The organism is Paenibacillus sp. L3-i20, assembly GCF_022180385.2.
Classification (GTDB): domain Bacteria; phylum Bacillota; class Bacilli; order Paenibacillales; family Paenibacillaceae; genus Pristimantibacillus.
Genome location: NZ_BQME02000002.1, coordinates 406,170 through 425,872 on the forward strand (window position 1 = coordinate 406,170; position 19,703 = coordinate 425,872).

General features: G+C 42.8%; 19 protein-coding genes. 17 read left to right on the top strand and 2 right to left on the bottom strand.

Going from position 1 to position 19,703, the window contains the following annotated elements; all coding sequences use genetic code 11:
• The first annotated feature begins 102 nt into the window (after window positions 1-102).
• The 6 genes from MFF31_RS15160 (at window position 103) to trmD (ending at window position 3,828) form a co-directional block, all read left to right on the top strand.
• On the top strand, window positions 103-507 hold the full coding sequence (locus tag MFF31_RS15160) for a putative DNA-binding protein (protein ID WP_238188949.1): 405 nt from the start codon (window positions 103-105) through the stop codon (window positions 505-507).
• On the top strand, window positions 486-1,874 hold the full coding sequence (gene ffh / locus MFF31_RS15165; protein ID WP_238188950.1) for a signal recognition particle protein: 1,389 nt from the start codon (window positions 486-488) through the stop codon (window positions 1,872-1,874). Before MFF31_RS15160 ends, ffh begins: the two co-directional genes overlap by 22 nt.
• Window positions 1,875-1,931: 57 nt before the next feature.
• Entirely contained in the window at window positions 1,932-2,204 is a 273-nt protein-coding gene (gene rpsP, locus MFF31_RS15170; RefSeq protein ID WP_238188951.1) for a 30S ribosomal protein S16, read from the top strand.
• Window positions 2,205-2,229: 25 nt separating this feature from the next.
• On the top strand, window positions 2,230-2,460 hold the full coding sequence (locus MFF31_RS15175) for a KH domain-containing protein (RefSeq protein WP_197933918.1): 231 nt from the start codon (window positions 2,230-2,232) through the stop codon (window positions 2,458-2,460).
• A 90-nt stretch (window positions 2,461-2,550) separates the two neighbouring features.
• On the top strand, window positions 2,551-3,075 hold the full coding sequence (rimM, locus tag MFF31_RS15180; RefSeq protein WP_238188952.1) for a ribosome maturation factor RimM: 525 nt from the start codon (window positions 2,551-2,553) through the stop codon (window positions 3,073-3,075).
• 3 nt (window positions 3,076-3,078) lie between these two features.
• Window positions 3,079-3,828: a tRNA (guanosine(37)-N1)-methyltransferase TrmD gene (gene trmD / locus MFF31_RS15185; RefSeq protein WP_238188953.1), complete on the top strand. Its 750-nt coding sequence runs from the start codon at window positions 3,079-3,081 to the stop codon at window positions 3,826-3,828.
• 56 nt (window positions 3,829-3,884) lie between these two features.
• Here the strand turns inward: trmD and MFF31_RS15190 are convergent, their stop codons facing one another.
• Window positions 3,885-5,339, bottom strand: coding sequence for an S-layer homology domain-containing protein (locus tag MFF31_RS15190; protein ID WP_238188954.1), 1,455 nt, complete (start codon window positions 5,337-5,339; stop codon window positions 3,885-3,887).
• Window positions 5,340-5,542: 203 nt separating this feature from the next.
• Here MFF31_RS15190 and rplS point away from each other — a divergent pair, with 203 nt between their 5' ends.
• The 7 genes from rplS to MFF31_RS15225 all read left to right on the top strand — a co-directional run bounded on the left by rplS (window position 5,543) and on the right by MFF31_RS15225 (window position 11,070).
• Entirely contained in the window at window positions 5,543-5,884 is a 342-nt protein-coding gene (gene rplS / locus MFF31_RS15195) for a 50S ribosomal protein L19 (RefSeq protein WP_238188955.1), read from the top strand.
• A 98-nt stretch (window positions 5,885-5,982) separates the two neighbouring features.
• On the top strand, window positions 5,983-6,687 hold the full coding sequence (lepB, locus tag MFF31_RS15200) for a signal peptidase I (protein WP_238188956.1): 705 nt from the start codon (window positions 5,983-5,985) through the stop codon (window positions 6,685-6,687).
• A 13-nt stretch (window positions 6,688-6,700) separates the two neighbouring features.
• Window positions 6,701-7,588, top strand: coding sequence for a ribosome biogenesis GTPase YlqF (gene ylqF / locus MFF31_RS15205; RefSeq protein ID WP_238188957.1), 888 nt, complete (start codon window positions 6,701-6,703; stop codon window positions 7,586-7,588).
• Window positions 7,589-7,616: 28 nt separating this feature from the next.
• Window positions 7,617-8,225: a ribonuclease HII gene (locus tag MFF31_RS15210; protein ID WP_238188958.1), complete on the top strand. Its 609-nt coding sequence runs from the start codon at window positions 7,617-7,619 to the stop codon at window positions 8,223-8,225.
• A gap of 244 nt (window positions 8,226-8,469) precedes the next feature.
• A complete protein-coding gene (locus MFF31_RS15215) occupies window positions 8,470-10,401 on the top strand; it encodes a hypothetical protein (RefSeq protein WP_238188959.1) in 1,932 nt (643 codons plus the stop codon).
• Window positions 10,398-10,712 (top strand): EscU/YscU/HrcU family type III secretion system export apparatus switch protein, encoded by a 315-nt coding sequence (locus tag MFF31_RS15220; RefSeq protein WP_238188960.1) that lies wholly within the window; start codon window positions 10,398-10,400, stop codon window positions 10,710-10,712. Before MFF31_RS15215 ends, MFF31_RS15220 begins: the two co-directional genes overlap by 4 nt.
• Window positions 10,699-11,070, top strand: a complete 372-nt coding sequence (locus MFF31_RS15225) for a YraN family protein (RefSeq protein WP_238188961.1) — start codon at window positions 10,699-10,701, stop codon at window positions 11,068-11,070. The genes MFF31_RS15220 and MFF31_RS15225 overlap by 14 nt, the downstream gene beginning before the upstream one ends.
• 84 nt (window positions 11,071-11,154) lie before the next feature.
• Here the strand turns inward: MFF31_RS15225 and MFF31_RS15230 are convergent, their stop codons facing one another.
• Window positions 11,155-12,720: a YifB family Mg chelatase-like AAA ATPase gene (locus MFF31_RS15230; RefSeq protein ID WP_238188962.1), complete on the bottom strand. Its 1,566-nt coding sequence runs from the start codon at window positions 12,718-12,720 to the stop codon at window positions 11,155-11,157.
• Window positions 12,721-13,078: 358 nt separating this feature from the next.
• Here MFF31_RS15230 and sucC point away from each other — a divergent pair, with 358 nt between their 5' ends.
• The 4 genes from sucC (at window position 13,079) to topA (ending at window position 18,664) form a co-directional block, all read left to right on the top strand.
• Window positions 13,079-14,239 (top strand): ADP-forming succinate--CoA ligase subunit beta, encoded by a 1,161-nt coding sequence (sucC, locus tag MFF31_RS15235; RefSeq protein WP_238188963.1) that lies wholly within the window; start codon window positions 13,079-13,081, stop codon window positions 14,237-14,239.
• 57 nt (window positions 14,240-14,296) lie between these two features.
• Window positions 14,297-15,229, top strand: coding sequence for a succinate--CoA ligase subunit alpha (sucD, locus tag MFF31_RS15240; RefSeq protein WP_238188964.1), 933 nt, complete (start codon window positions 14,297-14,299; stop codon window positions 15,227-15,229).
• Between the two features lie 173 nt (window positions 15,230-15,402).
• Window positions 15,403-16,536, top strand: a complete 1,134-nt coding sequence (gene dprA, locus MFF31_RS15245) for a DNA-processing protein DprA (RefSeq protein ID WP_238188965.1) — start codon at window positions 15,403-15,405, stop codon at window positions 16,534-16,536.
• 28 nt (window positions 16,537-16,564) lie between these two features.
• On the top strand, window positions 16,565-18,664 hold the full coding sequence (gene topA / locus MFF31_RS15250) for a type I DNA topoisomerase (protein WP_238188966.1): 2,100 nt from the start codon (window positions 16,565-16,567) through the stop codon (window positions 18,662-18,664).
• The last annotated feature ends 1,039 nt before the right edge of the window (window positions 18,665-19,703 follow it).

Here is a 19,703-nt window from a genome sequence, read left to right on the forward strand (position 1 = left end):
GACAGTGGCATTTGTCATCGTGTATGATAAGAGTCGTTGAAGTGCTGTAAAGTAATTTTACTTGACAGTGCAATCAGGGACAGAGTGAAGGAGGCGTTAAAGGTGAATGAACCAGATGCCTTAGCAAGAACAACAAGAATTAATTTGCTGTTCGACTTCTACGATAGCCTGTTGACTGAGAAGCAGCGTACAATACTTACTTATTATTATCACGATGATTTCTCACTAGGGGAAATCGCTTCGGAATTCGGAATTAGTAGGCAAGCTGTCTACGATAATATAAAGCGGACCGAACAAGCTTTGGAGGGTTATGAAGGTAAACTAGCCTTGCTCGCCAAGCATGAACGGTTAATGGATTTAACGGATCGGCTCATGAGAGACGTTAACGCCTTAATAACAAACGAATCAGATAAACGATCACTTATTGATGCTATAGTGCATTTCAAAGCGTCAGAAGTAGCGGCAAGAGAAGGAGGCGATAGTTCATGGCAGCATTTGAAAGCTTAAGCAATAGGCTACAAAATGTATTCAGTAAGCTGAAGGGCAAAGGCAAAGTTTCTGAAGCTGATGTCAATGATGCAATGCGTGAGGTACGCCTAGCGCTTCTGGAAGCCGATGTTAACTTTAAGGTCGTTAAAGACTTCATCGCTAAGGTGAAGGAACAGGCCATCGGTTTGGAAGTGACCAAGAGCTTTACGCCTGGCATGGTCATTATCGACATCGTAAACAAAGAGCTTACCGAACTTATGGGCGGGACGCAGTCGAAGCTTGCTAGAGCGAATAAGCCACCAACCGTCATTATGATGGTAGGTTTGCAAGGTGCTGGTAAAACAACGACGTCAGGCAAACTAGCTAAATTGCTACAAAAGGGTAATCACAGACCACTTCTTGTCGCCTGCGATATTTATCGTCCAGCAGCAATTAAGCAGCTACAAGTGTTAGGAGAACAAATTAAAGCTCCGGTCTTCTCACTTGGTGATAAGACATCGCCAGTTGAGATTGCAAGAGCAGGGTTACAGCATGCGAAGGAACACGGAAATGATTATGTTATTTTCGATACTGCGGGACGTCTTCATATTGATGAAGCATTAATGGAAGAGTTGAAGCAGATCCATGAGCAAGTAACACCTGATGAAGTTCTACTTGTTGTTGATGCGATGACTGGTCAAGATGCAGTGAACGTGGCGCAAAGCTTTCATGAGCAGCTTGAATTAACTGGTGTAGTGTTGACGAAGCTAGATGGCGACACTCGAGGCGGTGCAGCACTATCTGTTAAAGCTGTAACAGGACGTCCGATCAAATTCGCCGCAATGGGTGAAAAGATCGACTCCCTTGAACCTTTCCATCCAGAACGTATGGCTTCTCGTATTCTAGGTATGGGGGACATGTTGTCTCTTATCGAGAAAGCACAATCCGGAATCGATGCTGAAAAAGCAGCGGAGATGGAACGTAAGATGCGTAATGCTGAATTTACTTTCGATGACTTCCTTGATCAGATGGAGCAGGTTCGTAAGCTTGGCCCGCTCGATCAAATTATGGATATGCTACCTGGGATGAACAAGATGAAGGGCGGCATGAAGGACCTGAAAGTAGATGAGAAGCAGATTGGTCGTATTGAGGCAATCGTTCGCTCTATGACGAAGGAAGAGAAGGAAAAACCTGAGTTGCTTAATAATAGCAGACGCAGACGTGTAGCAGCTGGTAGTGGTACAACTATCGTTGAAGTTAATCGTCTAATTAAACAATTTGACGATATGCGCAAAATGATGAAGCAGTTCTCGTCCATGATGGGGCCAAAAGGACCGAAAGGTTTGAAGGCCGGCAAAAAAGGACTTAAGGGCATGCTGGGCAATAAAATGAAGTTCCCGTTTTGATCGAATGATTAACGGATCATATAGAACTTATTACATTTTAGAAGGAGGTGAATTATCATGGCAGTACGTATTCGTTTGAAACGTATGGGCGCTCACAAAGCACCTTTCTACCGCGTAGTTGTATCGGATTCCCGTTCCCCACGTGATGGACGTTTTATTGAAGAAATCGGTACTTACAATCCAGTTACACAGCCAGCTCAAGTCAACATTGACGAAGAGAAAGCTTTGAAATGGCTACAAACTGGTGCGCAAGCATCTGACACTGTTCGCAACTTGCTTTCCAAAGCAGGCGTTATGAAGAAGTTCCACGAGCTAAAGCAACAGAAATAACTGTTGAAGAGCAGGAGGCTTTGAGATGAAAGAATTAATTCTTGTCATAGCGAAGGCTTTGGTGGATCATCCAGATGACGTGCGAGTTGGCGTGAAGGATGATGACCGCAGCACGATTTACGAGCTTTCAGTTCACCCCGAGGACGTAGGAAAAGTAATCGGAAAACAAGGACGTATTGCTAAAGCGATGCGTACAGTTGTGACTTCTGCTTCTGTAAAGTCGAACAAGCGTGTCATTGTTGATATAATTTCATAAGCAACAAGCAGAGTAGAGGGTTGGGATGAATGTCCTGGCCCTCTTTTGCATGTTATAATAGCGGTAACTAACTGAAGAAGGACTGATTTGATGAGCGAGAAGTGGTTTACAGTCGGCAATATTGTTAATACGCACGGCATCCGTGGTGAAGTGAAGGTGTTATCGCAATCAGACTTTGCTGAGGAACGATTCGCAGTCGGCAAAAAGTTGAAAATGGTTAATGAAGCGACTGGTGAGTCACGTGAAGTGAAAATTGTAGCGTCTCGAGAGCAGAAGAAAATATATATTTTAAGACTTGATGGTTTTACGAATATTAATGAAGTAGAAAAATATAAAGGCTGGGCTTTAAAAATATCTGAAGCTGAGCAAGGCGCGCTTGAAGAAGGACAATACTATTATCATGAAATTATCGGCTGCGAAGTTATGACGGACGAAGGTGAAAGCTTGGGCGTTATTTCTGAAATATTGAGCCCTGGTGCCAATGACGTTTGGGTAGTCGATCGTCCAAAAGGGAAAGGAAGTTCCATACTCATCCCAGTTATCGATGAAGTGGTTCTCCAAGTGAATGTTGCAGACAAGAAGGTAACGGTTCATTTGATGGAAGGATTGATTTAGCAAATGAGAATTGATGTACTTACGTTGTTTCCTGAAATGTTCGATGGTGTGTTCAACGCTAGCATATTAGGTAAAGCAAAGGATAAAGGAATCGTATCGCTCGAAGCAATCAACTTCCGTAATTATTCGAATAACAAACATAATACAGTCGATGATTATCCCTATGGCGGTGGTGGAGGAATGGTGCTGAAGCCTGAACCAGTATTCGCTGCTGTTGAGGATCTTCAGACGGAGCCTGGCAAGAAACCTCGCGTTATACTCATGTGTCCCCAAGGCGCGCCATTCACACAGCGTAAAGCAGAAGAGCTGGCTGGTGAAGAGCATCTAGTGCTCATTTGTGGCCATTATGAAGGTTATGATGAGCGTATTCGCAAGCATTTGGTAACGGATGAGATATCTGTAGGGGATTATGTATTAACTGGTGGAGAGATTCCAGCGATGACGGTTATTGATAGTGTCGTTCGTTTGCTGCCAGGTGTATTAGGAAATGAAACGTCTGCAGTAACAGATTCCTATAGTACTGGACTGCTTGAGCATCCTCACTATACAAGACCGCCAGAGTTTCGAGGCTTGCGTGTACCGGATATTCTTGTATCGGGTCATCATGCTAAGATCGAGACTTGGCGCAGGGAGCAATCGCTTCTGCGGACGTTACAACGCCGACCAGATCTGCTTGAAGGAGTAGAGCTTACGAATAAAGAACGTCAATGGCTTAAAGGTATGGAAGCAAGCATGAAGGAAAGTCAACAATAAGGGAATGCGGTCTCCACAGGAGGCTGCATTCCCTTATTTGTTGTGAATGTTAGTTTTTAATTTGTATCGTCTAGAGGAGTGTAAAAGTCTTGGGTGTAATAAACTTTATAGCGTCCACCGAATGCTACGCCGGTTCCTAACCGCTGGAGCTCATCATTTAAAATCGTTGCACGATGTCCCGTAGTCGAATTAAGTAAATTATAGTGAGTAAATATGCTATTTTCAAAGCCAGCCGCAATATTTTCTGATGCGATCCGGAATGTGATGCCACCTGCTCTAAAGCGATCGAACGGAGTTTGTTTTTTAAGGTTTTTATGATTGAAAAAGTTATTTTTCATCATATCTGCACTATGGGCTTTGGCTGCTATGTTAGCTGTCGTATCCCACTGCAATAAATTAATGCCACGTATTGCTCGCTCCGAATTGACCAGTTCAAACAATTGTTTTTCCAAAGCAACCCGATGTTCATCTTGCATGGTGGAAAATTCATGCCTCTTCAATCCATCAACTTGCTGCAGCATACCAATTACTAGATCGTTAGCATGGGCATCAATAAACAATGTGTATCGGATTCCACTTTTCGAAAAAGCATAGTAGGTATGATCAGTTTTTGTAAGTATTTCACCGATTAATTTTTTCTTTGTATCAGCAAGCGATTGATTAAGTTTGATCCCGTCTGAACTGAACCAATTGCTCGGAGTATTGGCATATAAGGCAACGATTTTGTTATCAAGTACTCCGAATAAGGCGTATTTCTTGTAGTCTTCCTTGCCTAAATTGTACACATACCACTTAAAATCGTATTCACTTGGATCGATTCGTAGTGGTTTGCCCAGTATAAAAAGCAGTTTATTCACGTGATCGTTAATCGCGATAGAATGAAGGGAAGTTTTCTCCTCCATAATTTTTGTCGTAGAAAGAGAAGCAGTATGTCTCTTAAGCATGTAAATAAAGGTTAAAGCCTCAGCACGTGTTACTTTGTCGTTTGCAGCGAATCCTTTAACCGTTGCTGATGAACGGCCTTTGGAGATGCCTTGGTCGAGAAGCCATTGGATAGCTGTGTTCTGCACAAAATGTTTGCCATTAACAGAGGATGCTATTAATAAGGCAACTTGTCCTCTGCTAAAGCTGCCGCGTTCATTGTTAAATATAATAGGCCAGCCCATCGTTTGTGCGTATGTATAATATGGTTTGTGCCACTCGTTACCGAACCCTTCTTGACTTAGGTTAGCAACATTATAGGCTCTCATGAACAAAGCAAGAAATTCCGCTTCACTCACGGATTTGTCCGGTTGAAAAGTACCATCCTCGTATCCTCTTACTAGATTTTCATTTAATGCCCATTCAATGTATGATTTGGCCCAGTGATTTTCTATATCTTGGTGGGAGGAGGCTTTCGCTAAAATTGGAATAAAGAAAAAGGAAAGGATCAATAATAATGTGATAAGAGCAATCCATAGTTTAAACCGGACCGACATTGCTCCATGGCAACGTCTAATGACTTCTGACAAAAAACTACACCTCCAGCCTACTTATTACTTCATCCTAAGTATACATGAAGAAGGCAATAAGAATAAACGTGTTGATTTATATATATATCTATGTTAAAATTTCTATTGTTGTTCATAAAGTCGGGCGGTCCGCTATAAGCAATGATCGACTCAAGGGAGTTCGGGAGCTTACATGAACGTCTATGGTGGAAGGAGTGAACTCAATGAATATTGTACAAGCAATTACACAAGAGCAAATGCGCAGTGATCTTCCAAACTTTCGCCCAGGCGACACTTTGAAGGTACACGTTAAAGTAATCGAGGGCACGCGCGAGCGTATCCAGTTGTTCGAAGGCGTTGTTATTAAACGTCGCGGCGGCGGAATTAGCGAAACTTTTACGGTGCGTAAAATCTCGTACGGTGTAGGTGTGGAAAGAACTTTCCCGCTTCATTCGCCTAAGATTGACAAAATCGACGTTGCTCGCCGTGGTAAAGTACGTCGCGCTAAGTTGTACTACTTGCGTGAACTACGCGGTAAAGCTGCTAGAATTAAAGAAATCCGTTAAGATGGAACGTCAAGAGGGGCTTGCGAAATCAAGCTCCTTTTCGTTATTTCAATTGTGACATCTACATAATGAATGCTGAAAGAAAGAAGGCGGAAAATATGGATTCGCAGCATCGTAATGATGAAGAAAATACATTCACAACGGATGATAATAAGCAGACGGATGACTCGCGTAATCAATCAGGTCAAACACCTGACCGTTCTGAGACACATAGTCGGAAACCAGAAAAGAAAAGCAAAGCTTACACAGAAATTGTAGAGTGGACTAAAGCGATTGTAATTGCAGTAGTACTCGTGTTTTTGATTCGTATGTTTCTATTCTCACCTTATATAGTAGACGGCCCTTCCATGGAGCCGAATTTCGAGACTGGCGAACGGTTGATTGTTAATAAAATATTGTATACCTTCACAGAACCGAAGTTTGGTGAAGTCGTCGTATTTGATGTCCCTGAGCAAAATCGCAAGTTTATTAAAAGGGTAGTCGGAGTACCAGGCGATAAGATTCGCCTAGAAGGTGACGATCTCTATTTAAATGATGTAAAGGTAGAAGAACCGTATATTAAGGAAGCAATTGAACAAGCGCACGCAAAAGGTGAACTATACAACAAACGTGACAATTTCCCTAACGAAATGATTTCTGAAACGGTAGTTCCAGAAGGTATGATTTTCGCTCTTGGAGATAATCGTAGCAATAGTACTGACAGTCGTAGTATCGGTTTCGTCAAAGATGATGAAATTGTTGGGCGTGCTGATGTTATTTTTTGGCCACTTAACAAACTAGAGTTTATTAAGCATCGGTATTAAATGAGGTGAAAGAATGAGCATTCAATGGTTTCCGGGTCATATGACCCGTGCAAAGAGGCAAATACAGGACAAGTTGAAACTAATCGATATTGCCATAGAGCTATTAGATGCGAGAGTTCCGTTATCGAGTCGTAACCCAATGGTGGATGAAATTTTGCATGGTAAGCCAAGGCTTATCGTCCTTAATAAATCGGATCTGGCAGATCCGAAGACAACTGAGAAATGGATGACTTACTTTGCTCATGAAGGTCATGAGTGTGTTTCAGTGGACTCCTCCACAGGGACAAAAGTAGGCGAAATTCCAATTAAGGCAAGAGAAATTTTGCAAGATAAAATTAACAGACAGATTTCAAAAGGTATTAATCCTCGTGCGGTCAGAGGGTTGATCGTAGGAATTCCGAACGTTGGTAAATCTACATTGATTAATAAGCTTGCTGGACGCAGTATTGCAATTACTGGCGATAGACCAGGTGTCACTAAAGGACAACAATGGATCAAGGTCGGTACTCAAATGGAGCTTCTAGATACACCCGGTATTTTATGGCCGAAGTTTGAGGATCAATTGGTTGGTTTTCGTCTAGCGATGACTGGAGCGATTCGTGAGCAGATTCTTAATATAGATGAAATTGCCTATTTCGCGATTAAAGAGCTAGCAGACCGTTATTGGCCTGCGCTACAGGAAAGATATGATTTGGAAACTCCGCCAAGTGACATTGAGGATAATCAAGAGATCGTTCGAATAATGGAAGACATTGGTCGTCGTCGAGGTTGTTTGATTGGTGGAGGGCGTGTTGATTTGGAGAAGGCTTCTGGCATTATTTTGCGAGACCTGAGAGCAGGTAAGTTAGGGCGAATAACGCTTGAAGCACCCTATGACAATATGCCCGTTAGAAAGAAGTAGCTTAAAGTGAGAACGGGGGACAAATGACGTGCTGCAATATGAACAGTCTCTATGGGGCGAAGGTTTTACCTCGATTGCAGGTGTTGACGAGGTCGGACGTGGCTGCTTATTTGGAGATGTTGTTGCTGGAGCGGTTATTTTACCGCCTGGGCTCGTTATCGAAGGTGTTAACGATTCTAAAAAGCTATCGGAAAAGAAGCGTGAGCAGCTTTACGAAGTTATTGCAAGTTCCGCTATTGCTTGGTCGGTAGCGAGAGTGGATGCTTCGGTCGTCGATGATATTAATATTAAACAAGCTGCCAGGCTTGCTATGAAGATAGCAGTGGAATCGTTGCAAGTAGCTGCTGATTATTTGCTTGTAGATGCAGAGAAAGTTGATCTTGCATTGCCACAGCAGTCCATAATTAAAGGCGATGCTACAAGTCAGTCTATCGCTGCGGCTTCCATCATGGCGAAGGTGACTAGAGATAGGCTTTGTGTAGGTGAATGGGAAGAACAATTTCCTGAATACGGCATTGCGATTCATAAGGGATATGCAACAAAATTACATCGCGAGCGGCTACTCCAGTATGGACCAAGTAGCGAGCATAGGAGAACATTTCTTCGCAAGCTACTTGGAGAAGAGTCGACCAAATAAATGTAAAGAATAATACGTTTGTTTATTGGCGAATAACGCCCAATTTGGGGTTATGCTGATAGATGGGCGTATTTTTTTTTTGTTACTGATGTTGCTCGTATTTGGAAAATGAGGCGGTATGCTGAAGTGGATTTTACGACGTTGGAAACAATCCTTTGAAGCTTACCCTTCATGGATAGAGTAGAAGGGCCGATATAAAACATATATCGTGGTAGCGTAACTTGCTGCTGGAGGAGAAATGATCGTGAATATCAGTCAAATGATGAGGGGTCTACTGGGTGATACTATTGCCGGCGACTCGAGGGCTATGGAACTGAAAGCAGGCCAAGTAGTTAGAGGCGTTGTTCTACAAATGCTTGAAAATAATGAAGCTGTCGTACAAATTAATGGTGTACAGGTACGAGCAAAGCTGGAAGTTCCGCTTCAACCCGGTCAATCAGCAATGCTGCAAGTACAGCCTGAATCAAATGGATCAGTGATTACGCTTAAACCAGTAGATCTAAGCGCTTCTGGCTTGCTGGACGATACTTTTAGAGATTATGCCAAGTTGCTCGGTTTACCTGATCAACGCTGGGCTTTGGATATTATAAAGGATTTAAGGAGAGAAGGATTCCCGTTTAATCGGATGACGTCGAGGGCCTTTCAGGAAGCAGCGGCTTCAATGCCGCAAGGAGCCGATCAGGAGCAATGGATGCAAGCAACAGCAGCAACTTTCAAAAGAGGCTTGCCAATGACAGCAGCTACTATTGGTTCCATGGAGCAAGCGATGTTCGGAAAAGGAACGCATGAACTTTTGGACACGCTCAAGGGACAACTAGGAAGTTTTATTGCTTCGGAAGTAGAAATGGCTCAAAAGGAAGGGAAAGTAACACAAGCAGCGGCACGAGTTCTCGCGTTATTAGAGCAAGGTGCAGCATTGCTGCGAGGAGCTCCAAGTTCAAGTGAAAGAGTAAATGCTCACAATATAGGAACTAATACAACTGCTGTACAAACTGAAACTGAAAAGATACAAGGGAGTTCCTTGGTTACGCAAATAGCTGCCAATAGCAGTGATGATATTAATACGATACGCAGTGGATCGGAACGAGCAGTTGCCACGTCAGCGAATTGGCTCAGTGGGATGATGAAGTGGCTTGGTGTCGACCACGAACTGCAATTGGCAAAAGCAGCTACTGCTGAAGATCAATTACAAGCAGGTTCTAATTCACGGAAAAGTACACCTGCGTCGGATAACAGGGAAACGATGCGTTCTCAAGTAGTGTCTTCCGAGAGAGCCGGACAAGCTCCATTATTAAGAGGCACTGATATTGGAGCTGTGAATGTAACAATATCATCGAATCTGGCGAATACAACGGGTGCTCCGAATTTGGTGAATGCTGGGAATGGTTCGAATCTTGTAGATGCAGAAACTTATAAAAATGTGGATACCGATAACGGAACTGCAATCAAGCAGGATACTAGTCAACTACAAGGAGGAAGTCCACGAGCTGCGTTACAAACAAATTTGCTTAGTGGATCGCTGTATCCTATCTTGAATCAGGATGCTTCTGGCTTAGATATTTCTGGAGCTAGTCAAAACCCTCAAGGGGTGCAGCAACAGGCGACTGGGCAGGACTCAATGAAAAGTGCTTTATTAACGTTAATGGCCTCTAATGATACTCCAGCAGCGATTAAGGAAACTGCCCAGCAGCTTATTCATCAGATTACAGGTCAGCAGCTTCTTTTGGCTCCTGAACGAAATAGTTCGGTGTTTACTCATGTGACGATGTTTATTCCGCTGCAAGATCAACATGGCAGTAGCACCGCATCCGTTCATATCCAGACGAGAAGGGGACGCAGAGGTGAGCTAGATGCGGACAATTGCCGATTGCTCTTTAACTTATCAATGAAATCATTGGGAGATACTCTAGTTGATGTAAATGTGACGGATAAGATTGTTAGTCTTAATGTGTGGAATGATCATCCTGCAATAACTGAGCTCATTGAAGGCTCGAGGGCTGATATTACTGATCGATTAAAGGAAACGGGCTACCAGCTATTATCTCTTCGATCTACGCCGCTTCCAACCAATAGCGATGATACAACTACAACAGAGCAGAAGGTGAAACGTCAGGTGCCGCCTGATCTGTCGCAATTTTCTTCTACTCGCTACAAAGGAGTGGATTTTAAAGCATGAGCAAGGAGCAAGAAGGTAGGGATCGCAAGATGTCACTTCGCAAAGCGGTAGCACTTAAGTACGAACCCGGGGAACGGAGTGCTCCTGTTCTAATTGCGAAAGGGAATGGTCAAATTGCAGATCGTATTTTGGAAAAGGCAAAAGAAAATGGGATTCCAGTACAAGAGGATGCGTCATTAGTAGAAGTGTTATCCAAACTTGATGTTGATCAGGAAATTCCGGCTGAGCTGTATGCTCTAGTAGCTGAAATTTTGAGTTTCGTTTACCAATCTGATCGTAAAGCGAGGGATTGGAGCCATGTCAACGAATAAACAGCGTATTGGAAAGTTAGGCGAAGAGGAAGCTTGTCGAAGATTGATGGAAGCTGGTTATACCATAAGAGAAATGAACTGGCGTTCACGGCGTGGAGAGTTGGATATTGTCGCTGCTAGGGGAGAAAAGTTGATTTTCATAGAAGTAAGAACACGTGGAGCTACAAGCGCTGGTCGATTCGGCTCAGCCGCAGAATCTGTAGATTATCGGAAGCAGCAACAGGTTAGAGTGATAGCTCAATCGTATTTACAATACATTAAAAGATTTGATACCCCTATCCAGTTTGACGTAATAGCCATTCTGGTAGGGGAGGACGATGTCATTCAAGAATATAGACATTATGAAGCTGCGTTTTGATATTGAAACTTAAAGCGACTTGTTGTATCTAAAGTCCAATGTAGAATATAAAAATTATATATTGTGATTACGATTAAGTATTGATTATTGGACTTGCATATCAAGTCGGCGGTATTGAATAGCTTCGGCCACATGTTCGGTTTCAACCAATTCACTTTGTTCTACATCTGCTATAGTTCTAGCTAATTTCAATAACCGATCATAGGCGCGCATACTAATACCCAACACTTGAAATGCACTTTCCAGCAATCGAGAAGCTTCTGGCTTAAGTTTGACAACGAGCCTAAGAGCTTCGCCAGCTAGCTCGCTATTACAAAGTGCGCCATATTCCTTGTTGCGTTCTTCTTGTATATTTCTGGCGAATTGAACTTTAGTACGAAGCATGTCAGAGGTAACTATTTCTTCTTCTTTCAGTCTCTCAAAAGAGATTGGTCTTGGAACTTCGAGTTGCAAGTCAATTCGATCTAACAGTGGCCCAGAGAGCTTTGAGCGATAACGTGCAATAGATGAAGCGCTGCACGTGCAGCGCTTTTCTCCATATTCATGGCCATAATAGCCGCACGGGCAAGGATTGAAAGAAGCAGCAAGCATAATCTTAGCTGGAAATTTAACCGTTGCTCTTGCTCTAGCAATTGAGACAATTCGATCCTCAAGTGGTTGTCTAAGCAATTCTAGAACTGATCTAGGAAACTCCGGGAGCTCATCGAGAAACAAAATGCCTCGATGTGCAAGGGTTACTTCGCCAGGTTTTGGAATGCCTCCCCCGCCAATGAGTCCTCCAACTGATATGCTGTGATGAGGCGAGCGAAATGGAGGATTTACCATTAGTCCGCCTAATCCTTCCTGCAACTTGCCTGCAACACTATATATTTTCGTTACCTCCAATGCCTCACGCTCAGTTAATGGTGGCAGTATGCTTGGTAACCGCCTAATCATCATGGTTTTACCAGTTCCCGGTGGTCCGCTTAACAAAATATTATGTTTCCCTGCTGCCGCGATCAGCATTGCGCGTTTCGCTTGATGTTGTCCAATAATATCGAAAAAATCTTCCTTATTATCTGTCTTTATTTGCAGATTCTTTCCGGCTGTTACTTCTTGTAAATCAGCTTGTGAATCACTTCTTCGTTGCTCCCAATAAGAAGTTCCGTCTAACCGTGGTTTTAACTGTTTAAGATGAGATACAGTGTAAATCTCAATACCAGAAATCCATTCTGCTTCTTCTCTATTAGCAAGAGGAAGCAGTACACGCTTAATACCGACACGTTGAGCTTCTTCCAACATGGCAAGAACGCCAGAAACAGGACGGATATTGCCGTTTAGAGACAGCTCACCGATGAGAAGTGTCTCATCGAGCAGATTTGCTTCTAGCTGTCCACTGGATGCCAATATGCCTGCTGCAATAGCCAAGTCAAATGCAGTGCCTTCTTTTCTTAGATCAGCAGGAGCAAGGTTTACCGTTATTCGTTCCATTGGGAAAGAAAATCCGCTATTTTTAAGTGCGGCTCTAACTCGCTCTACCGATTCCCTAACTGCAGGATCAGGTAACCCGACAATTGCAATTTGAGGCAATCCATTGCTTATATCGACTTCTACAGAAATGCTCCTTCCTTCCACGCCAAATACACTTGCACTATGCATTAAACTAAACAAAAAAAGCACCTCCATTAGCTATTTATTAGCTATCATTGAAGGTGCTTCCCTACCACTATCATTTTCCAATATGAAGTTGATTAAGATAATAGCCTCAAACTAATAAGTTGTCAATTATCGTAAAAAATAAGTGTAAAAACAGCGTAGTAATGCGTATTTTATCGTTTTATTAATTTACCAGTATTGGGTCATACTAGTTGGAGAAGTTGGTTTAATCTCATTTTGAGATGATATCCATATCAAAAAAGACTGCGCTTTCTAAGAGAAATATAAGGTATCGGACAAGGAAAGATGCTACAATGATAAAGGTTTGTGTACATATGACTGATTTGAGTCTGTGAAATGGAGGATTTCAACAATGAATATCCATGAGTATCAAGGCAAAGCGGTGCTAAAACAGTATGGTGTAATCGTACCGGAGGGCAAAGTTGCATTCTCCGTTGATGAAGCTGTTGCGGCAGCTGAGGCGCTCGGAACACCCGTTGTCGTCGTGAAAGCACAAATTCACGCAGGTGGACGCGGTAAAGCGGGCGGCGTAAAAGTTGCTAAAAGTTTAGAAGAAGTACGTACATTTGCAAGCGAAATTCTTGGTAAGGTACTAGTCACTCACCAAACTGGTCCAGAAGGTAAAGAAGTTAAACGTCTTCTGATCGAGCAAGGCTGTGACATTAAGAAAGAATACTACATTGGTGTAGTACTTGATCGTGGTACTGGTCGTGTAACGATGATGGCTTCAGAAGAGGGCGGCACTGAAATTGAAGAAGTTGCTGAGCATTCCCCTGAGAAGATCTTCAAAGAAGTAATTGATCCTGCCGTAGGCATGCAAGCTTTCCAAGCTCGCAAACTAGCATATGCGATCAATATCCCAAATGAGCTGGTTAACAAAACAGTGAAATTTATGCTTGCATTGTACACAGCTTTCGTTGAAAAAGATTGCTCAATTGCTGAGATCAATCCGCTTGTTATTACTGGTGACGGTAATGTAATGGCGCTTGATGCTAAGCTTAACTTTGATTCCAACGCGCTTTATCGCCGTAAGGATATCCTTGAGCTTCGTGACCTTGAAGAAGAAGATGCTAAAGAAATTGAAGCATCCAAATATGATCTTAGTTACATTGCGCTTGACGGCAACATCGGCTGTATGGTTAACGGCGCGGGACTTGCAATGGCGACAATGGATATTATTAAATATTATGGCGGCGACCCTGCTAACTTCCTTGACGTTGGGGGCGGTGCTACAAAAGAGAAAGTTACTGAAGCTTTCAAAATCATTTTGTCCGATGAGAAGGTTAAAGGTATTTTCGTTAACATCTTCGGTGGCATCATGAAATGCGACATCATCGCTGAGGGTGTAGTTGCTGCAGCGAAGGAATTGGGTCTTAGCCGTCCGCTTGTTGTACGTCTTGAAGGTACAAACGTGGAACTTGGTAAGAAAATATTGAACGAATCGGGATTGAACATTGTAGCTGCTGATTCCATGGCGGACGGCGCACAGAAGATTGTCGCTCTCGTGAAATAAGATAGCTTACTGTGCGGCTTACACGCATACGAATTCAATCAGGGGATGTGAGTTAAGTTGAGTATTTTGGTCAATAAAGATACTAAGGTCATCACTCAAGGCATTACAGGTGCAACTGGCTTGTTCCATGCTAAAGGCGCACTAGATTACGGTACGCAAATGGTAGGCGGCGTTACACCTGGTAAAGGTGGAACTAATGTTGATATTACGCTTGAAAGCGGTTCCGTTGTTTCCCTTCCTGTATTTAATACGGTTGCAGAAGCAGTAGCGGCAACAGGTGCAACAGCTTCTGTTATCTATGTTCCTCCTGCATTCGCAGCTGACGCGATTATGGAAGCAGTAGATGCTGAGCTTGATCTTGTAATCTGTATCACAGAAGGCATTCCGGTTTTGGATATGGTTAATGTGAAACGTTATATGGATGGAAGCAAAACAGTACTTATCGGACCTAACTGCCCGGGTGTTATTACACCAGGCGAATGCAAAATCGGTATTATGCCGGGCTACATTCATACAGTTGGTCATGTAGGCGTTGTATCCCGTTCTGGGACGCTTACGTACGAGGCTGTTCATCAACTTACGACTCGCGGAATTGGACAATCTTCTGCAGTAGGTATCGGCGGAGATCCAGTTAAAGGTTCCGAGTTTATCGATATTCTTAGCCGCTTCAACGATGATCCTGATACTTATGCAGTTATTATGATCGGTGAAATTGGTGGAACAGCTGAAGAAGAAGCAGCAGAGTGGGTTAAAGCTAACATGACTAAGCCGGTTGTAGGCTTCATCGGCGGCGCAACAGCGCCTCCGGGCAAACGGATGGGACATGCTGGTGCAATCATCTCTGGCGGCAAAGGTACAGCTGCTGAGAAGATCAAAACACTTGAAGCTTGCGGCATCAAAGTAGCTCCAACTCCTTCTGAGATGGGCTCCACTCTTGTAAGCGTGCTTGAAGAGCAAGGCTTGCTAGAGAAATGTATTACTCGCAAATAGCCATTTCGTAAAACGATAAGGTAGGCAACCTTTCGACACCTTTAATGGGTGCTCGGAGGTTGCCTTTTTTTGTTTAGCTCCATAATTTTAGCGGTTGACTTGCATTCTGTAGCTCTGTAACGCACAATAGATAAGAATGCAAGCCGGCCCAATTAACGAGAGGGTTGGTTAATATGGATAATAACGAACACGTTTGCAGGCGAATGATCATCGCATTTTACGAGCTTCCAGGTATTGGTTGGCATGCAATTGACAAAGCGGTTCGTCATCAACTATGGAAAAAAGAAGAGTGGACGGTAGAAGATTTAACCGCTATCGGATTACGGCGAGATCAAGCTGCAAAAGCAGTTGCGTTATACCAAGAACAACCGTGGAAGCTTACAACTGACACTCCATCTGTTTTGAAAAATTATGATGCTGAAGTGTTGACACCTTTCGATTTGCGATATCCAGAAATATTACGTGAAATTGCTCAGCCACCATGGGTTCTGTATGCTCGTGGACGACTGGAACTGTTAAATAATCCAGCAGTTGCTATTGTGGGAACTCGTGTACCTACTGCTTATGGCAGACATACAGCTTCGTTAATGGCTCAGCAACTCTCTGCTGAGAGTCTAACGGTCATTAGTGGTCTTGCTAGAGGTATTGACAGTCGTGCGCATGAAGCGGCGCTAGAGGGCGCTGGGGGGACGATTGCGGTTATTCCTACACCAATCGATACCTGTTACCCACCAGAGAATGATTATTTATTTCGGAAAATTGCAGAAAAGGGGCTGCTTCTGTCGGAGACACCGATAGGAACGCCACTTCATCGAGGTCAGTTTCATCAACGAAATCGCATTATTGCGGCATTGTCTAGAGCGACTATTGTAATAGAAGGTGAACGGAAAAGCGGATCGTTAATTACTGCAAAACATGCGATGGAGATGAATCGTGAATTATTTGCACTTCCAGGGCCAATCTCTTCACCAAAGAGTGAAGGACCTAATGAATTGATCCGTGAAGGGAAAGCACTATTACTAAGTGATATCCAGCAAATATTCGCCGAACTTCCATGGCTTTGTGACACAATTAAGACGAACTCAGCCGAGCAAAAGCATGATGAAATGAAAACAGATAAACAAAAGGAAGATTTGGAGCCTGAGGAGCGTCATTTAATTGCTCTTTTGCATGATCAACCTTTGTCAATTAATGAACTACACGAGCTGTCATCTATTCCGTTTGGACATTTGAACGCACTTCTGCTAAATTTATGTATAAAACGGAAAATCGAGCTTCAGCCCGGTTCCATATATATTGCATTGTAACTTGTCGTAGAGAGAGGAGGCACCTCGCATGGCAGATTCATTAGTTATTGTAGAATCACCGGCCAAAGCCAAGACGATAGGAAAATATTTAGGCAGCAAATATATCGTAAAGGCATCAATGGGTCACATTCGAGATTTGCCTAAAAGTCAAATTGGCGTTGAGGTCGAAAATGATTTTAATCCCAAATACATTACGATCCGCGGTAAAGGCAGCGTTCTAAAAGAATTAAAGGACGCCAGCAAAAAAGTTAAACATGTTTTTCTAGCGGCCGATCCGGATCGCGAAGGAGAAGCAATTGCCTGGCATTTGGCTCATTATTTGGAGCTTAACGAAGGTGACACATGTCGGGTTGTATTTAATGAAATAACGAAACAAGCGGTCAAGGATGCATTTAAAACACCAAGAAAAATTAATATGGATTTAGTTAATGCACAGCAAGCTAGACGTATTCTAGATCGACTAGTCGGCTACAAAATTAGTCCATTGTTATGGAAAAAAGTGAAAAAAGGTCTATCTGCAGGTCGTGTTCAATCCGTTGCAGTGAAACTAATTATTGATCGGGATAATGAAATTGATGCTTTCATTCCGGAAGAGTACTGGTCGATTACAGCAAAGCTTAGTCAAAACGGAATCAATTTTGATGGTAAATATTTTTCTATCAACGGAGTGAAACGTGAATTAGGCAAAGAAGCTGACGTTCAAGAAGTACTCCAAGCGATGGGTGGCAATCCTTTTACTGTAGTTGAAGTGAAGGAGAAAGAGCGTCTCCGTAATCCTGCACCGCCATTTATTACGAGTTCGCTTCAACAAGAGGCTGCTCGTAAGATTGGGTTCCGTGCATCTAAGACGATGTCAGTGGCACAGCAGCTTTATGAAGGTGTGGAGCTTGGCAAAGAAGGAACTGTCGGGTTAATTACGTATATGAGAACGGATTCTACACGAATTTCTCCGGTAGCACAGGAAGAAACAAAAGAGTATATTTCAGAAAAATATGGACCGGATTTCGTACCGGAGCAGCCACGAGTATATACGAAGAAAAACAGTAATGCCCAAGATGCGCATGAAGCTATTCGTCCTACTTCCATACTTCGTGATCCTGAAACAATGAAGCCATTCCTATCACGTGATCAACATCGCCTTTACAAGCTTATTTGGGAGCGTTACACATCCAGTCAAATGTCATCTGCGGTTCTTGATACGATGACTGTAGATATGGAAAGTGGAGATACGATCTTTAGAGCTAATGGATCTAAGGTTAAGTTTGCGGGTTTCATGAAAGTATACGTAGAGGGTAATGATGACGGCACTGTAGAGGAGCATAAGTTTTTGCCACCTCTAGCTGTTGGAGATGTCATTACATCGGAGTCCGTTGAACCGAAACAACATTTCACACAGCCGCCGCCTCGTTATTCAGAAGCACGGCTTGTTCGTACGCTTGAGGAGCTAGGTATAGGTCGACCAAGTACGTATGCACCTACGCTAGAAACGATACAAAAGCGTGGGTATGTTGCGATGGAAGAGAAAAAATTCATGCCTACTGAGCTTGGCGATTTGGTTATTCAGCTCATGGAAGAGTTTTTCCCGGAAATTTTGAACGCCGAATTTACAGCGAACATGGAAGGTAACCTTGACCAAGTCGAAGAAGGTACAGAGGATTGGGTAAAAGTACTTGCCAAGTTCTATGAAACGTTTGAGAAGCGTCTTGAAGTTGCTGAGGACGAAATGAAGGAAATCGAGATTCAAGATGAAGTGTCGGATGAAATTTGCGAGAAATGCGGCAAGCATCTCGTTTATAAAATGGGACGTTTCGGAAAGTTCCTCGCATGCTCCGGTTTTCCTGAATGCCGTAATACGAAACCGATCGTTAAGGATATCGGCGTAGCTTGTCCGAAATGTGCGGAGGGCAAAATCATTGAGAGACGCAGTAAAAAAGGACGTTTCTTCTACGGCTGTGATCAATATCCTGGATGTGACTATGTATCATGGGATAAGCCAACAGAAAAAAAATGCCCAAGCTGCGAGTCCATGTTAGTTGAGAAACGCAATCGCAGTGGTGCGAAGTTGCAATGTGTAACGTGCGATTATTCGGAAGAGGTAGTAGACGATGATCAAGAAGAACAAGCATAATTAGTATAACAACTGGTTCACTAGACAATCGTTGCATACCGTTGTGGTCGAAGTTTGACTAAAGGTTTTCAATGAATAGATTTGAACTGGAAATATGCTAACCACTGCCACATTCCTCTACAATCGAACGTCATTACTCATATAATGAGCTGTAGGTTCTTTCATATCGAACAACACGTCCTCCCTGAACAAGGGAGGATGATGTTGTTCTAAGACCAACAATAACATTGTGAACAACAAGCCTCTATGCGACTAAATAGGGTATAATGTACTTCTCAAAAGAAAATTGAATGTTGAAATAATTGCAAAAAACATCAGCAGCATAATCTTAAGGAACATCAAGAGCAGTGGTTAAAGTGGTTTAAAAGTAGCTCTGCAAGTTGCATCAAGAGAAGTAACAAAAGTAGTAACTAAGAGCAGTAACAAAAGTAGTAACTAAGAGTAGTAACTAAAGTGGCTCAAAGAGTAGCGTCAAAGTAATTATAAACTCAGCAATAGAAGTAGTAGTAATCATAGACTGGCACAATAAAAAGTGTCTGACTCATCGTGGTTTCAGTTTAAAGGACATAGCATACGTTATTTGAATCATATGGGCTATAGGATAGTTTTAACGGACATAGAAGCCCTTATTTACATTAAAAAGTATCTAAAAGTACGGAATATAGTGAAATAACGGATCGTATGTCCGTTAGAATAAAAAATAGTTGGTTTTAGGTCAAATAAGGTATCTGACGTCCGTTAGCATAGAGTGTTACTTAGGTCCAGCATGGACGAAGTATTTGATATTCGTTACATTCATTGAATAGCTCGAAAGTAAACGGGAGAGCACTTAACTATTAACTTCGCACATAAATTATTAAACTAACTATGCTTAATCGCATTCCATCAACTAACTATGTCTAATCGCATTCAAGCGTGTCCTAGGGGACGAGAGCGTTATTAGCAGAAATTGACTTCAGTTGGTGAGTAGTAGATCCATCGTGTGTCAAAAGGCGGGTGTCCAGAGGGCGCAGCGCCTTGGGGCCCTCCCTTGGAAGGG

Excerpts from the sequence above, each read along its gene's own strand:
- trmD (WP_238188953.1), top strand. The coding sequence starts at position 3,079 with ATGAGAATTGATGTACTTACGTTGTTTCCTGAAATGTTCGATGGTGTG.
- rpsP (WP_238188951.1), top strand. The coding sequence starts at position 1,932 with ATGGCAGTACGTATTCGTTTGAAACGTATGGGCGCTCACAAAGCACCT.
- rplS (WP_238188955.1), top strand. The coding sequence starts at position 5,543 with ATGAATATTGTACAAGCAATTACACAAGAGCAAATGCGCAGTGATCTT.
- MFF31_RS15220 (WP_238188960.1), top strand. The coding sequence starts at position 10,398 with ATGAGCAAGGAGCAAGAAGGTAGGGATCGCAAGATGTCACTTCGCAAA.
- dprA (WP_238188965.1), top strand. The coding sequence starts at position 15,403 with ATGGATAATAACGAACACGTTTGCAGGCGAATGATCATCGCATTTTAC.
- lepB (WP_238188956.1), top strand. The coding sequence starts at position 5,983 with ATGGATTCGCAGCATCGTAATGATGAAGAAAATACATTCACAACGGAT.
- ffh (WP_238188950.1), top strand. The coding sequence starts at position 486 with ATGGCAGCATTTGAAAGCTTAAGCAATAGGCTACAAAATGTATTCAGT.
- topA (WP_238188966.1), top strand. The coding sequence starts at position 16,565 with ATGGCAGATTCATTAGTTATTGTAGAATCACCGGCCAAAGCCAAGACG.
- rimM (WP_238188952.1), top strand. The coding sequence starts at position 2,551 with ATGAGCGAGAAGTGGTTTACAGTCGGCAATATTGTTAATACGCACGGC.
- MFF31_RS15225 (WP_238188961.1), top strand. The coding sequence starts at position 10,699 with ATGTCAACGAATAAACAGCGTATTGGAAAGTTAGGCGAAGAGGAAGCT.
- MFF31_RS15175 (WP_197933918.1), top strand. The coding sequence starts at position 2,230 with ATGAAAGAATTAATTCTTGTCATAGCGAAGGCTTTGGTGGATCATCCA.
- ylqF (WP_238188957.1), top strand. The coding sequence starts at position 6,701 with ATGAGCATTCAATGGTTTCCGGGTCATATGACCCGTGCAAAGAGGCAA.
- sucC (WP_238188963.1), top strand. The coding sequence starts at position 13,079 with ATGAATATCCATGAGTATCAAGGCAAAGCGGTGCTAAAACAGTATGGT.